Source organism: Balneola vulgaris DSM 17893 (assembly GCF_000375465.1).
Lineage (GTDB): Bacteria > Bacteroidota > Rhodothermia > Balneolales > Balneolaceae > Balneola > Balneola vulgaris.
This window is the reverse complement of the sequence record NZ_AQXH01000001.1, coordinates 1353738-1369467: the sequence shown is the minus strand read 5'-3', so window position 1 is coordinate 1369467 and position 15730 is coordinate 1353738. Positions and strand designations below refer to the sequence as shown.

11 protein-coding genes are annotated in these 15730 nt (G+C 41.4%); 10 read left to right on the top strand and 1 reads right to left on the bottom strand.

The features are described from left to right. Positions 1–200: 200 nt before the first annotated feature. The 6 genes from B155_RS0105830 to B155_RS13725 all read left to right on the top strand — a co-directional run bounded on the left by B155_RS0105830 (position 201) and on the right by B155_RS13725 (position 10271). A complete protein-coding gene (locus tag B155_RS0105830) occupies positions 201–3176 on the top strand; it encodes a SusC/RagA family TonB-linked outer membrane protein (RefSeq protein ID WP_026167225.1) in 2976 nt (991 codons plus the stop codon). Between the two features lie 31 nt (positions 3177–3207). Beyond that, positions 3208–4605 carry a RagB/SusD family nutrient uptake outer membrane protein gene (locus B155_RS0105825; RefSeq protein WP_169331277.1) on the top strand — a complete coding sequence of 466 codons (1398 nt, stop codon included), beginning with the start codon at positions 3208–3210 and terminating at the stop codon, positions 4603–4605. A gap of 76 nt (positions 4606–4681) precedes the next feature. Further along, on the top strand, positions 4682–5893 hold the full coding sequence (gene lhgO, locus B155_RS0105820) for an L-2-hydroxyglutarate oxidase (RefSeq protein WP_018127311.1): 1212 nt from the start codon (positions 4682–4684) through the stop codon (positions 5891–5893). 101 nt (positions 5894–5994) lie between these two features. Then, entirely contained in the window at positions 5995–6597 is a 603-nt protein-coding gene (locus tag B155_RS0105815; RefSeq protein WP_018127310.1) for a short chain dehydrogenase, read from the top strand. Positions 6598–6679: 82 nt separating this feature from the next. Beyond that, complete coding sequence (locus B155_RS0105810; RefSeq protein WP_240386251.1) at positions 6680–9520, top strand: FAD-binding and (Fe-S)-binding domain-containing protein; 2841 nt, start codon at positions 6680–6682, stop codon at positions 9518–9520. Positions 9521–9611: 91 nt separating this feature from the next. After that, on the top strand, positions 9612–10271 hold the full coding sequence (locus B155_RS13725) for a T9SS type A sorting domain-containing protein (protein ID WP_157464737.1): 660 nt from the start codon (positions 9612–9614) through the stop codon (positions 10269–10271). A 19-nt stretch (positions 10272–10290) separates the two neighbouring features. Here the strand turns inward: B155_RS13725 and recN are convergent, their stop codons facing one another. Further along, positions 10291–11997 carry a DNA repair protein RecN gene (gene recN / locus B155_RS0105800; protein WP_018127307.1) on the bottom strand — a complete coding sequence of 569 codons (1707 nt, stop codon included), beginning with the start codon at positions 11995–11997 and terminating at the stop codon, positions 10291–10293. 215 nt (positions 11998–12212) lie between these two features. Here recN and B155_RS0105795 point away from each other — a divergent pair, with 215 nt between their 5' ends. From B155_RS0105795 to B155_RS0105780, 4 genes are read left to right on the top strand one after another with little or no spacing between them, the layout of a single operon-like run. Next, positions 12213–13211: an RluA family pseudouridine synthase gene (locus B155_RS0105795; RefSeq protein ID WP_240386250.1), complete on the top strand. Its 999-nt coding sequence runs from the start codon at positions 12213–12215 to the stop codon at positions 13209–13211. A gap of 40 nt (positions 13212–13251) precedes the next feature. After that, positions 13252–13581 carry a gliding motility protein GldC gene (gldC, locus tag B155_RS0105790; protein ID WP_018127305.1) on the top strand — a complete coding sequence of 110 codons (330 nt, stop codon included), beginning with the start codon at positions 13252–13254 and terminating at the stop codon, positions 13579–13581. 8 nt (positions 13582–13589) lie between these two features. Further along, on the top strand, positions 13590–14495 hold the full coding sequence (locus tag B155_RS0105785) for a LysR substrate-binding domain-containing protein (protein ID WP_018127304.1): 906 nt from the start codon (positions 13590–13592) through the stop codon (positions 14493–14495). A 53-nt stretch (positions 14496–14548) separates the two neighbouring features. After that, positions 14549–15730: a threonine synthase gene (locus B155_RS0105780; RefSeq protein WP_018127303.1), complete on the top strand. Its 1182-nt coding sequence runs from the start codon at positions 14549–14551 to the stop codon at positions 15728–15730.

Genomic DNA, 15730 nt, shown 5'->3' with positions numbered 1-15730 from the left:
AAAAGCACAGGGCTTTTTTTATGCAACCAGTATAAATCATTGTCTCAAATTGATTTAAATAGTTTGTAATTATTAAAGAGCAATTTACTCTAATAGTGAAATGCAATAGCGCAGATGTTAAAAAAGGTTGATAAATGTTAAAATTTATATAATAATGTTGGCTCAGCTTATTGCTATAACAATCAATTAAATCAAGACATATGAGACACAGTTACTATAAACGAGTATGTGCCTTTTTATTTGGTATACTCTTAACCAGCCAGTTAGCAATGGCCCAGTATCAAGTTACGGGCCTTGTTACAGACGACGCTACCGGTGATATACTGGTAGGTGTTACCGTATTTGATCCTTCTACAGGAAATGGTACGACAACTAATTTAGATGGTAGATATACCATCGATATTCCCTCAGGAGACGCTACGCTAAGGTTTTCTTACATAGGTTACCTTACGCAAAATATTAATGTATCAGGAAGCAACGGCGCTACCGTTACCATGGATGTAGCCATGAAATCCGATGTTGCCAATTTAGATGAGTTGGTTGTTACGGGTTTAGCTTCCACCGTGAAAAGGTCGAATCTTGCAAATTCAGTAGCCTCCATTAATGCAGAGGACATTGCAGGTAATAACGACCCTTCAACGATAGACAATGCACTATATGGTAAAATCCCTGGAGTGAATATCATATCCCAAGGGGGTGCGCCTGGTGGAGGATTTAACATCCAGTTACGTGGCGTAAGTACGCTTGGTGCAGGTACCTCTCAACCACTTTATATTATTGATGGGGTGTATGTAAACAACAGTGCAATTTCTACCGGTCGTTCTTCTGTTAGTGGGGCAGGTGGCTCGAGTCAGGATGATGTTGCCAACCGTTTAGCCGATTTAAACCCAGACGACATTGCCAGTATAGAAGTGCTTAAAGGTTCATCAGCAGCAGCCATTTATGGGCAGCGTGCGAATGCAGGTGTAATCATTATCACTACTAAAAAAGGTAAAACGGGTGAAACGGAAGTGAGCGTTCAGCAGGATATTGGTTTCACTAATGCTGTTCGTTTACTAGGTAGAACAGAATGGAATGAAGCTAAAATCAGAACATTCTGGGGAACAGGCGCACGTGGCGACTTAGAAGTTCAGCGCTATAATGATGCCAGCAATGCAGGTAGAATTCGTGATCTTGAAAAAGAGATTTACGGTGAAACTGGATTATTGAAGAACACTCAGTTGAGTGTATCAGCTGGTGGAGCGAAAACACGTTATTTCTTATCAGGTAACCTAAAAGAAGAAGACGGGATTATAAAAAACAGTGGTTTTGAACGTCAATCGGTTCGAGCCAATGTTGAGCATAATATTAGTGATCGCGTAATTGTAACCTCAAATACTAACTTTGTGCGTTCAGTAACCGACCGTAGCTTTACGGGTAACCAAAACGCAACGGGTGGTTCACTTGGGTATACATTGGCATTCACTCCTAATTATGCCTACAACCTATTGGTTAACCCTGATGGTACGTATAACAACAACCCTTACTTCTCTGAAAACCCATTCCGTTTAAGAGATAAAGCTGAAAACACTCAGGCGGTAAGTCGTGTGGTTCAGTCATTTGGTGCTACTGCAGACTTAGCTGAATGGGGAGCTTCAAGATTAGCCCTTAGAGCGAATGGTGGATTCGATATCATCAATTCGAATTCGATGGTATACTTCCCTGAATTCATGCAGTCACAGAGTACACTTACCGATCCCGGTGATGTGATTCACACCACTACAGATATTATCCAGACAAACCTTCAAGCTTCTTTAGTATATAATACAACGCTTGTATCAGGTGAAAATGAATTCTTCTTGACTTCGCAAGCGGGTTACTCACGTTTTAGAGTAGACCAAGAAGTGGAGACTTTAAGAGGCCAAGGATTAGCTCCAGGACAGGTTAATGTTCAGAATGCGAATGTTCAGCTACTAGGGCAAGCATTCCAAGAGGTAACCGATGTGGGATATTTTGCTCAGCAAGAAATCAACTGGGCTGATAAAGCAATCCTGACCATTGGTGGTAGAATGGATAAGTCGACGTTGAATGTTCAGCAAGACGAATTGTATTTCTACCCAAAAGCATCGGTAGCATTTAACTTAACGAACTTCGATTTCTGGAATTACGATGAATTCAATCAGTTAAAGTTAAGAGCTGCGTATGGCGAAACAGGTGGTTTAGCAAGCTTTGGTCAAACCTTTAGTCCGCTTAATAGTGTGAATATTGGTGGTAACTTAGGCGGTGTGCAAGGTACACGTGCTATTGACCCTGAGTTAGTTCCTGAGAGAGCCAAAGAGATTGAGTTTGGTATCGATTTAAGTGTACTAGACCAGAAAGTATCTTTCGAGGCTACCTACTATAACAAGACTGTTGAAGACTTGATTCTTGATTTAGTGCCTTCAAACTCTACAGGTATTACAGCGGTTGCAACCAATGCTGCCGAGCTTGAAAACAAAGGGCTTGAGTTAGGTTTGAATGTGAACCTGGTTCGTAACGTAGATATCGATTGGATGACCCGTATTTTCTGGTGGACCAACAGTTCTGAGATCACCAAGTTGAATATCCCAGATCAGTATAACACAGCTTTTGGTGCTCCGGTATTGGGTGGTGTATTACTTCGTGAAGGGGAATCGCCAACAGCAATTGGTGGCCAAAATGCAGATGGTGACCTCGTTAAGTTTGGTGACTTCCAGCCAGATTTCCAGATGTCGATTGGAAACGAATTAAAGCTTTACAAAAATTGGAGCTTAGATTTCTTATTCCACTTCAGTCAGGGAGCAGAAAACATTCAGCTTTCTAACTTACTAAGAGACTCTGGTGGTAATACCGATGATTACTTTGTGAGCGATACTGAAACAGTTGATCGCGGTCCATTCATCACATCTCAGTTTGTTCAGGATGCAAGCTACATCAAATTACGTGAAGCATCGCTGTACTACACCGTTCCAAAAGCAAGCTTAACAGGCTTATTTGGCGACTCTGTTCGAGGCATTAAACTCGGTGTATCGGGTAACAACTTATTATTGATAAGTGATTACGACGGATACGATCCGGAGGTAAGTAACTTTGGACGTCAGTCTGTATTGAGTTCTGTTTCAGTAACTCCATACCCGAGTGCACGACGTGTTCTGTTCCATGTAAAACTGGACCTGTAAGATGAGAACAATGAATAAAGGAATTAATATTATGAGAAATATAACAATGACCTTGGTTCTTGCAGCTCTGCTTGTTTTCACAGGCTGTGACTTCTTTAGTTACAATGAGGTTCAGGATCCAAATAACCCAACTGTTGAAGCCGTTACCAGCGGCGCTACGGCCGGCCAGTTAGTAAACTTGGCCACAGGTCTAGAATCACGCCATAGAACCTATGCGAATGCGGGATCAAACTACCAAGCATTAGTAGGTGTATTTGGGCGTGAGATGTATGCTATCTTCAATTCAGATCCTAACTTTTGGAGAAGATGGGTTCAAACGACTACCCCGAATGCAGAAAACGATCCAACCTTTTTTGCAGGTATATTTAGAACCTATACAGCACCATATAACGCTATTGCACAAGCAAATCTGATTTTAACAGCCGTAGACAATACGGATGCAATTTCGGATACAGAGAAAAACGGATACCGTGGATATGCGAATACCATCAAAGGATTCCAATATCTAATACCGTTGCAAACCCAATACAGAGATCAAGGAGACCGTAGTCCATCAGGTTCTATTCGAATTGATGTAGACGACTTCTTAAATCCTGGACCTTTTAGAAGTTATGATGATGCATTATCTGACATCAGAGATATTCTAGATCAGGGTTATGCTCAGTTACAGAATTCAGGTACAAGCTTGCACTTTGCAGATGGTTTATCCTCTGGATTTGATGGTTTTGCAACAGCAGCAGGAATGGCAGAACTAAACCGAGCGATTGCAGCAAGAGCGGCACTCTATGCCGAAGACTGGCAAGGAGTACTCGATGCCTTAGATGATTCATTCATAGACTTTACAGCTACACCAGCTTCTATGAATATTGGTGGCTACCATGTATTCCAAGGTCCACCAGATACATTCAACCCAATGTTCTGGACTCCGAACCAAGCAAGTACTCAAATTTTAATGGTTCATCCAGACATCCTTGCGGATACTACAGCAGGTGATGGTCGAATCTCTAAGTTCTTTGAGCGTAACGATCCTGTAGTATTTACAGGCGAGTCTACGTATCAATTTATGCATCAAGTACAGTTGTTTAATTCAAACGATTCTCCAATTCCATTTATCAGGAATGAAGAATTACTGCTCATGTATGCTGAAGCGAGTGCTCGTGAATCGAATTTCTTAGATGCCCTCGATGGTATCAATGCAGTTCGTAATGCATGGGGATTAGGCGATTATGCTGGCCCGGTTACAGAAGCAGACCTCATCGATGAAATCGTATATCAGCGTAAGTATTCACTGTATGGTGAAGGACATCGTTGGATTGATATGAGACGGCTTAATCGCTTAAATCAAATCGATACCTCGCTTGATGGTGGCCGAGTTCCATTATATATCTCACGTCCACTTGATGAGATTAACTGGGAAAATCGTAACTAATCGATTTACCCCTTAAAAATTAAGCCCTGCACAAAGTGTAGGGCTTTTTTTATGTGATAGATTTCTATCTTTGAGCATGGAGAATAAACAGCATGATTTTGTAATTGTAGGAGCCGGAATTGTAGGGCTTTCTACCGCATATAAACTATCCTTAACCTATCCTGAAGCATCGGTTTTAGTTCTTGAAAAAGAAGACAGAGTAGCGGCTCATCAAACGGGTAAAAACTCTGGGGTAATTCACTCAGGCATCTATTATAAACCAGGCAGTTATAAAGCAAAAAACTGCTTCGATGGTCGACATCAATTGGTTGAGTTTTGTAATGAACATGGAGTAGAAATTGATGTGTGTGGCAAAGTAATTGTTGCTACAAATGAAGAAGAGTTGCCGCGCTTAGAAGCCATCTATCAAAGAGGATTAGAAAATAAGATTGAAGGCATTGCTAAAATTGATGGGGAGCGTTTAAAGGAAATAGAGCCTCATGTAAACGGTATTGCAGCTATTCATGTACCTTGTGCGGGCATCGTTGATTTTGCAGGGATGTGCGAAAAGCTTCGTGAGCTCATTGAAAGTGGCAATGGCGAAGTGAGATTCGGGCATGCAGTAAACAACATACATCAGCATAAAGAAGGCTTGAACATTGCCACCAACCAAGGCAATGTAGCGGCAAAATATTTGATTAACTGTGCAGGGTTATACTGCGACCACGTTGCTAAATCAGCCGGCGTGAAATCACCGATTCAAATTGTGCCCTTCAAAGGTGAGTACTACGAGCTAAAACCTGACGCTGAATACCTGGTTAATCACTTGATTTACCCCCTTCCACATAAAGACTTCCCTTTCTTAGGTGTTCACTTTACTCGAATGGCACTTGGTGGTATTGAATGCGGACCGAATGCGGTTCCGGTATTTAAAAGAGAAGGCTACGATAAGATTTCCTTCGATATGGACGAAGCTATCGAAATGATCAATTTTCCTGGATTCTGGAAATTGTCGTTTAAGCACTGGCGAATGGGTTTAGATGAATACCATCGATCGCTATCTAAGAAAGCTTTTGTGAAAGGTCTGCAGAAATTGATACCAGAAGTTCGTGAAGAGCATTTGCAGGTAGCTCCTTCAGGGGTGCGTGCGATGGCCCTTCAACCAAATGGTGAGATCTTAGATGATTTCTATTTTGAAAGCTCCGACCGTCAAGTACATGTATTGAATGCTCCAAGCCCGGCCGCTACAGCAGCATTAGCTATTGGTGATGAGATTGTTAGTGAGGTGAAGTCAGCATTCGCTCTCTAGTTTGACTGATTGATAGATAGATCGAAAGGATTTGATCGTCTATAACTATTGGGAAATCGAAGTATTAGCATTCATATTTGTCTTAAACCAAAGTAGGAGAAATGATGAAGATAATTATTGTAGGTGCCTCAGGTACCATCGGTAAACCAGTAAGTGATGAACTTTCAAAACGCCACGAAGTGATTAGAGTAGGGTCGAAATCGGGCGATATCCAAATGGATATGACCTCTGTGGACTCTATTCAAAAGATGTATGAAGCAGTAGGAGAATTCGATGCCCTAGTTGTAGCCGCCGGAAGTGCTACCATGAAGCCTCTTCAAGAACTTGCCAACGATGATTTCTATGTGGGCATTAAAAGTAAGATGATGGGGCAAGTGAATTTAGTATTGGAAGGCCAAAAACGGATTAATCCAAAAGGCTCATTCACACTGATAACGGGTATTTTAGCTGATGATCCTGTGCATGGTTCCGTAACATTATCAACAGTGAATGGAGCAGTTAATGCGTTTGTAAAGGCAACAGCTCGAGAGCTTGATAACGGAGTTCGAATAAATGTAGTAAGCCCAGGACTAGTAGAAGAGTCGGCCGAAGCCCTAGGCTCTTATTTCCCAGGTCATACTCCAGTAAGTATGCACCGTGTGGTTGATGGCTTTGTTAAAAGTGTAGAAGGTATTGGTACAGGTGAAGTTATTCGCTTGCATTAAAATCCTTCGATCTTTTCATTGATATTTATACCAAATACCCTCAAACTCCTTTTGAATTATTTCACAGAAGGAGTTTTTTATTTTGATCAATACGGATTCGCTTTATCGGAGGCTTTATGCTACAGATGCCTCGATGTATGAGGAACTGCCTTATGGAGTTAGTTTCCCAAAAACTATTTCAGATATTCAACAAGTTGTTGAGTACGCGCAATCCAATGCATTGACAATTACTCCTCGTGGTGCGGGTACTAGTTTAGCTGGGCAAGCAACCGGCAGTGGAGTGATTCTAGATACTTCACGACACCTAAATGGCATTATAGAACTCAATGGCGAAAAGCAGTTTGCCCGAGTACAACCGGGAGTTATACGCGACACTCTTAACCGTGAATTATCGCCTTTAGGCTTTTTATTTGGTCCTGATACTTCCACTACGAATCGTTGTAATATCGGTGGGATGATTGGGAATAACTCTTCTGGTTCATTCTCAATTAAATATCAGACAACACGTGAGCATGTTCAAGAAATTGAAGCCATACTAAGCGATGGGAGTGTTGTTTGTTTTAAGGCGTTATCGTCTTCAGAGCTGGAAGAAAAAATGGCCCTTCAGAATTTAGAAGGCGCTATTTATAGAGGAATGATATCGTTGCTTAAGAAGCATGAATCGTTAATAAAGGAAATCTACCCTCATCCAGAAATAATTCGACGTAACACAGGCTATGCTTTAGATAAATTATTGGAAATGGCTCCATTTACAGAAGGTGGAAGACCATTTAATCTTTGTGAGTTGCTATGTGGAAGTGAAGGAACTTTAGCTATCACTGCTTCCGCAAAAGTGGGTTTGTCTAAACTGGATAAATTTCAACGCATGGTCATCCCACAATTTGAATCAGTGCATGATGCCTTGGTGGCTACTGTAGAAGCGGTAAAATTAGATCCGGCGGCGGTGGAACTCGTAGATAATATCATCTTAGACACTACAAAAGGAAACCTCGAGCATGTTCAGAACAGGTTTTTCTTAGATGGTGAACCCAAAGCTATTTTGATAATACAGTTTGAAGGCGATTCCGAAATTAAGCTTCAAGAGAAATGTGAAACTTTGGTTCAGCTACTTAAAGAGCGAAAACTAGGGTACGCCTATCCTATCGTGAAGAAGAGTGAGGAAATGAAAAGAGTTTGGGATCTTCGTAAAGCGGGCTTGGGATTGCTTATGGGGCTAGGTAAAGAAGCTCGCTCACCAACCTTTTGCGAAGATACAGCGGTTCGAGTTGAAGATTTACCCAATTATATCCAAGACTTCGAAGCTCTATTAAAAAGACATGACACCGAGTGTGTGTTCTATGCCCATGCTTCTGTAGGGGAGTTACATCTACGGCCTATGATTGATACCTCTACCTCAAAAGGTGTAGAGAAGATGAAAGAAATGGCCATCGAGATTGCCGATCTTGTGGGTAAATACAAAGGTTCATTATCAGGCGAGCACGGCGATGGAAGGGCCAGAGCTCCATATATCGAACAGGTTTTAGGCAAAGAGATGATCCCAGTATTACGCCAAGTGAAGGAACTCTGGGACCCAAATTATATTCTGAATCCAGGGAAAATCGTGAACCCTAAACCCATTGATTCAGATTTAAGATTTTCACCTTCATATAAAATTGCGCCTGTACACACGGAATTTAAATGGCGAAAGGAAGATGGGTATGCTAATGCCATCGATTTGTGTAACGGCGCTGGAGTGTGTAGAAAACTTTCGGAAAGTGGAGGCACGATGTGCCCGTCGTATATGGCTACAACGGATGAAAAAGACAGTACTAGAGGGCGAGCTAATATTTTTCGTCATGTGTTTTCAGGTGAGCAGCCCGAACAGTTTGAATCCGAAGATTTAAAGGATGCATTAAGCCTTTGTTTAAGCTGCAAAGCGTGTAAAAGTGAGTGTCCTGCCAATGTGGATATGGCACGGATGAAAGCAGAGTTTATGCAGGGTTGGATTGACAAAAAAGGAACTGGCTTACAGGATTTATTCTTTACGCAGAGCGCAAAATTTTATGGAATTGCTTCACTAGTACCTTCCTTTTCCAATTGGTTGATCCATTCGAATATGATTAAGGGACTGCTCGAGGAGTATGTGGGGCTTTCTTCAAAACGAAGGCTTCCTTCATTTGCGCAAAAACCATTTCATAAGTTATTACCCAGTTTGAACTTAAATTCATCCGCGAAAGAAAAAGTAGTTCTTATAGTGGATGTGTTTACAAGATATCACGAACCAGATATAGCAGTAAGTGCTATTGAGGTGCTCACGAAGATGGGATATGGGGTGCAGATTGCTGATTTTCAAGAATTAGGACGGCCTCATTTGTCAAGAGGACTTGTTAGAGAAGCCAAGAAGATTATGCAGCATAACTTACCAAAGCTGAATGCCTGGGCAGAAAAGGGCATGCCTATTATTGGGCTAGAGCCCTCAGAGATACTCACCATACGAGATGAATATGTAGACCTTTGCGAAGACACCGATTTAGACATGGTGCAAAATATCGCAGCTCTCACCTATACTTTTGAAGAGTTTATTGAAGGTAAAATAGAACGAGTTCCAGTTAGAGGGGGGAATCAAAAGCTTACTTTACACGATCATTGCCATGCTAAGGCCTTGAGTAAAAGAAGTACTACGAATTTATTATTTACTAAACTCGGGTTTGATGTACAGGAACTTGATTCTGGATGTTGCGGCATGGCCGGAAGCTTTGGATATGAAAAGGAGAATGAAGAAGTATCGTTAGCTATTGCAGAGCAAAGGCTTGCGCCGGCAATTCGTAAAGCTAAAGATCGTCAGGTTTGTGCCCCGGGTTTTTCATGTCGCCATCAGATTAGTGATAGCACAGAAAGAAACGCATTGCATACAGCTCAGATTCTTAGAAATAATTTAAAGTAAGTGCTTAATCTGCTTTTGAAATAAAGCAGATATGCTGTTTATTGTTAAAGATTTTAGGATTCTATATCCCCTTAACCCATCGGAGTTTGGTATGAGATCTTTGTTTTATTCAGTGGTAATACTCTTCCTTTTTTCAATTTCAGCGAGTGCTCAAATTGATTATAACAGTGAAATCCAGCCTATTTTTAATAACAGCTGTACTTCATGCCATGGCGGAACAAGTGGAGTAACTCTATCAAGTTACAGCGCCACTATGAACAGCACGGGTAGTCAATACGGAATCAAAATTGTTATAGCAGGAAATGCCGATGGAAGTCCGCTCGTTGATAAGATTGAACCCAACCCTACACATGGTAGTCAAATGCCGACTAATGGTACATTAAGTTCAGATGAAATCACCAAAATCAGACAGTGGATTGCTCAAGGAGCTAATGAAGTAGCTACTTCCAATGAAGAGGAGGAACTTCAAAGCCCAACAGATTATTCACTGCTCGGCAATTATCCCAATCCATTCAACCCCTCTACCACTATCCAGCTTCGCTTAAAAGAAAGTGCAGAATACAGAGTGAGTATTTACAATGTAAATGGACAGCGAGTAGCGTCCATGTTAGGTAGGGCAAGTGCCGGTACCCAACAGTTAAATGTGAATTTGGCAGAGCAACCGAGTGGGATATACATATACCGAGTTCGGGTGATGCAAGGGAATAAAAGTGTGTTCATCGGTTCAGGCAAGATGACCTTAGTTAAATAGGTCGACCTTAAGCCAGTATTCAATTTTGGTGAACCGATCGATTAATCAACTCTTGGGCACTTTTTAGGGTGTGTTCTGTGATTTCAGCACCACTCATTAAGCTAGCCACTTCGTGGATGTGCTCTTCGTCTGATAGTGCTATAATCTGCGAAGTTGTGCGCTCATCGTGTTCGGTTTTAGCCACTTTGAAATGATGATGAGCTTGGCTGGCTATCTGTGGTTGATGTGTTATAGCGATAATCTGGCATTCGCTAGATAATCGTCGCATAGCTTGGCCAACTTTCTCTGAAATCTCTCCACTTATTCCCGTATCAATCTCATCGAAAATCATTACTGGCAAACTCTGTTCTTTCGCTAAGATGGATTTTAGGGCTAGCATCACACGGCTAATCTCACCACCTGAGGCGATTTTGGCTAGCGGCTTAGGCTCTTCACCTTTATTCGTGGAGATGTAAAGTCGGATGTCATCACAACCAAATTCGGTACATTCCACAGGTTCGCCTTCGATAGAAACCCATCCCTGGTTGTTGATGAGATAGTTAACCTGAACTTCGAATTGAGCACTATTTATTCCAAGTTTTGCAAGTTCTTTGGCGATCTGATCAGATAGTTTGATTCCTATTTCTTTTCTCAATTCATGCAGGTTACGAGCACTTTGAGCAAGTTTTTTCCCTTGGTTTTGAACCGATTTCTCCAGCTTTTCAATTTCAAGATCGAAGTTATCAGCTAGGGATAATTCACGCTGAATCTCAGATAAATACGCAATGAGTTCAGGAATATCTCTTTGATATTTTTTTTGGAGTCGATTGAGCTCCGATTGGCGTTTACGTAGCTCTTCAAGTCGTTGAGGGTTGAACTCGATATTATTTCGGTATCGCTCAGCAAACTGAATGGCTTCGTTTACACTTACACGAGCGGCGTTAATCTCTTCCAAGTACGTTGAAAATTCAGGCTCGATGCGGGAAAGATCTTCCAAGTTCAATTTCAGTTGATTTAGAAGGTGAGAGATGCTCACTTCGTCATGATCGTTCATTTCGGAAATCATGGCCGCTTTTTGGTCTAACACTTCGGCATTATCGAGCAAGTTCATCTCAGCTATCATTTCCTCTTCTTCCTCTATGGATAGCCTTGCTTGCTCTAGTTCATTCACTTGAAATCTGTAAAGCTCCGTTTTTTCTTGCAGCTCACGCTCTCTCTTTTTTAAGGCTGAAAGCTGCTTTTTAAGCTCTTTCATTGCATGATACTCTTTTTGATAGGCCTCCAATACTGGGCCTACCTCTCCAAAGCCATCTACTACAGAACGATGATTTTCTTCCTTCAATAATAACTGATGATCGTGCTGTCCGTGGAGATCAACTAGGTGGTCGCCAATAGATTTGAGCACACCTATAGTAACAGGAGTATCGTTGATAAAAGCACGGCTACCAGTTTGGCGTATCTCACGCCTTAAAACCATATATGGTCGCACTTCAATTTCATGCTCTTCCAAAAATCGAGCTAAATCTGGCTGCTCAAAATATTGAATGGTGGCTTCGGCAATAGCACGATCGGTTCCTCTACGTATAACTTCGGTATCAGCACGTTCGCCTAGAATCATATTGAGTGCACCAATAATGATAGACTTACCAGCACCTGTTTGACCCGTTACAATGTTTAAGCCTTCACCAAATTGAACTTCAAGTTCGTCGATGAGAGCAAAATCTTTTATATATAGCGACTGTATCATGGCAATGAAATTATAGAAGCATTTATGGGATGATAAGATTTATGTGTGATATATGTAAGCGTAAATCTGAATCAAATGAAATATGCCGCAAAAAAACTGTTGTAATGAATCCTAAATATTTCCCTGTGATTAGGTTATCTTTACAGGTCATATTTGGCAGCGCTCTTGCAGGTAGTTAGAGTGGTGAAAATGGAATTCCTTACAGAAGAATGGAAATGGAAGAGAAGAAAACGACGATATACGAATTTACAGTTCCTGATGGACAGCACGAGTCGATACGCTTGGATGTATACATCACCAGCTTTGTTGAGAATGCTACACGTAACAAAGTGCAAGACGCTATTAAAGACGGTTATGTTCAAGTGAATGGCAAGAAAGAGAAGGCATCGTACAAGATGCAGCCGGGCGATAAAATATTTATTGAGCTGCCTAAGCCTCCACCACCTGAGGCTAAACCCGAAGAATTAGATTTGAACTTGATGTACGAAGATGACGACATCATCATCGTAAACAAAGAAGCAGGCATGGTGGTACATCCAGCCTATGGAAACTGGACAGGCACTCTAGTAAACGGATTAATGCATCATGTGGATGAATTAGCAGAGCATGATGACAATGACCTCAGGCCTGGAATTGTTCACCGCTTAGATAAGGATACCAGTGGGGTACTTGTAGTAGCAAAAAATGACGAAGCACTAGCCAAACTATCTGCTAAGTTTGCAGAGAAAGATGTAGAAAGAACCTATTGGGCTATAGTTTGGGGTACTCCAGCAGAAGAAGGAACCATTGAGGGAGACATTGGCCGATCGAAGCACGATCGTAAGTTGATGACCGTACTACCTAACGGACGTGGTAAACATGCGATAACTCATTGGAAAGTACTCGAGTATTTTGATTACCTAAGTTTGGTAGAAGTTCGATTGGAAACGGGGCGTACTCATCAAATTCGTGTTCACTTTAATCATATAGGGCACAACATTTTTGGAGATAAAACCTATGGGGGAACCTCGGTTCGCTATGGTCCTAATACTGGGGCTAGAAAAGTACTCTTTCATAAATTGATAACAGGCTTGAATCGCCAAGCTTTACACGCAAAAACTTTAGGCTTCGAACACCCTCGAACAGGTGAAAAAGTGAGTTTCGATTCGGAACTTCCAGAAGATTTCGCCCATGTGCTCAAAAGCTTACGTGAAAACTGTAAAGCTGAATATTAAAATAGAATCAACTGATTAAGTCAGATAAAACTGTATAGGAATGCAAAAAAAAGAAATTAACATCACAGTAGAATTAGATCAGGAAAACGTACCATCTAACATCATTTGGAGAGCAACAGATTTGCAAGGTCTTGATGAGGCGCAATGTAGGGCTATGTTACTTTCATTGTGGGACTCAGACAAAAAAGACACCTTGAAGCTAGATCTGTGGACGCGCGAGATGACCGTTGATGAGATGAAGATTTTCTTTCATCAAACACTCGTTACCATGGCAGATACCCTCAAACGTGCTACCAACGATGAGAGAATCACTGGTGATATGATGGACTTCTGCGATTACTTTGCAGAGAAGATGGAAATTAAAGGGTAACATCTCCCATGATTTCTTTCCAGTACAATGTGTTTTTTGAAGTAGCTACAAATTTGAGTTTCTCAAAAGCCGCTGAGTTGTTATACATAACACAGCCGGCGGTAAGTAAGCACATAAAAAAGCTGGAAGCTGAAATCGGCGTTCCTCTATTCGAACGAAAAGGCAATAGTATTTGCCTAACAGGTCCTGGCGAAAAACTGCTAGATCACATGTATAAGGCGAAGAACTTAGAACGCCTTATACAATCAGATATGGATATCATCAAAAGTAGGCGAGAGGCTAGAGGTGAATTAAGAGTAGGAGCTAGCACTACTATTTCACTGTATGTGCTGCCAAAAGTGTTTTCAGCTTTTCATAAAAGATTTCCAAAAATTCAGCTATTACTCATCAATCGTAATAGTGAGAATATCCTGAAAGCACTTGTGAATAAAGAAATCGATTTAGCCATTATAGAAGGGAAATACGAAGTGAACTCCTTTCAACAGGCCGAGTTTATGGAAGATGAAATTATTCCAGTGTGTTCGTCCCGTAGCCCATATGCAAAGTCGGAATTGTGCATTGAAGAATTGAAAGCGCTGCCAATGATTATGCGTGAAAGAGGTTCGGGTACATTATCAGTGTTAGCCAACGAACTAGAGCAAAATGGCATTAAGTTGGGTGATCTTAAAATCATTGCTCGACTAGGAGGTACCGAAGCCCTTAAAAATTATCTTTTAGAAGATGAGGCTATAGGTTTCTTATCACGATTAGCTATTCAGCGAGAGCTAGCATCAAATACGCTTCGAGAAGTTAAAGTAGAGGGATTATCCGTGAAGCGGCAGTTCTACTTTGTGATGCGAAAGGGCGAAGAAGAAGGTTCGTTAATAAAATCCTTCAAACAGATTGCGGCGCATCAGTATAACCAGGATTTATAGCTTATACTAAATGGCTATTTGATTAGTTATGTGCTTTCGATGGATTTTTGGGCATGGAAAAAATGTACGCACCCACTACTTATGTATCCCATTTAGCCTGTTCTAAATGCGGTCAAGAATTTGATATTAAAAGCCTTCAAACATTCGCTACATGTTGTGAGCGACCGTTAATTGTACGGTATAATTTCTTAGATCTCGGCAAAGAAGAGCTCATCGGTCGCCCTTTGAATATGTGGAGATACCGTGAGGTATTACCTGTTATCCATGACGAGAATATTGTTTCCTTAAGCGAAGGAATGACTCCTATTCTAGATATGCCTCGTCTTTCGCAAAAGTACGGATTAAGAACGGTGATACTGAAAGATGAAGGATTGAACCCAACCGGATCTTTTAAGTCTAGAGGGCTAAGTATGGCCGTTTCAAAAGCGAAAGAGCTAGGCGTTACGGAGTGTGTGATTCCAACGGCAGGAAATGCAGGAGGTGCGCTTAGTGCCTATTGTGCTCGTGCAGGAATGAAAGTGACGGTATTAATGCCGGATATCACTCCAGATATATTTCAGGAAGAATGTAAGTTCTATGGAGCCGACCTCATTTTAGTGGATGGTTTGATTGATCGTTGCGGGGAGCTATCAAAAGAAGTGCAGGAGCGAACGGGGGCATTCAATATGTCTACATTAAAAGAACCATATCGCATTGAAGGCAAAAAAACCATGGGATACGAAATTGCCGAACAATTGAATTGGCAACTTCCAGATGTGATTATTTATCCAACAGGTGGAGGAACAGGACTCATCGGTATATGGAAGGCCTTTAAAGAAATGGTAGAATTAGGCTGGATTCACGAAGAAGATTTACCCAAGATGGTGGTTGTTCAAACCGAAAATTGTGCGCCTGTTGTGAAGTACATCCACGGGCAGGAAATTGATGAAGCCACTATTAAACGCTCCATAGCTAATGGCTTAGCCGTTCCTAAGGCCTTTGGTAGAGATTTAATCAAAGAGACTGTAGAGGAGTCGAATGGCTACGCTATTACCGTTTCAGAGGACCAAATCTATGAAAGTACTCTCGAAATCGGTTCGCAAGAAGGAATATCAGTAGCTACAGAAGGTGGAGCTATTTGGGCGGCCCTTAAAGATTTAGTGAGCGATGGTAGAGTAAAATCGGATGAAAAAATTCTATTATTGAATACCGGAAGTGGTAATAAGTACTTAGAAAATCTACGTAACTATCGCTAA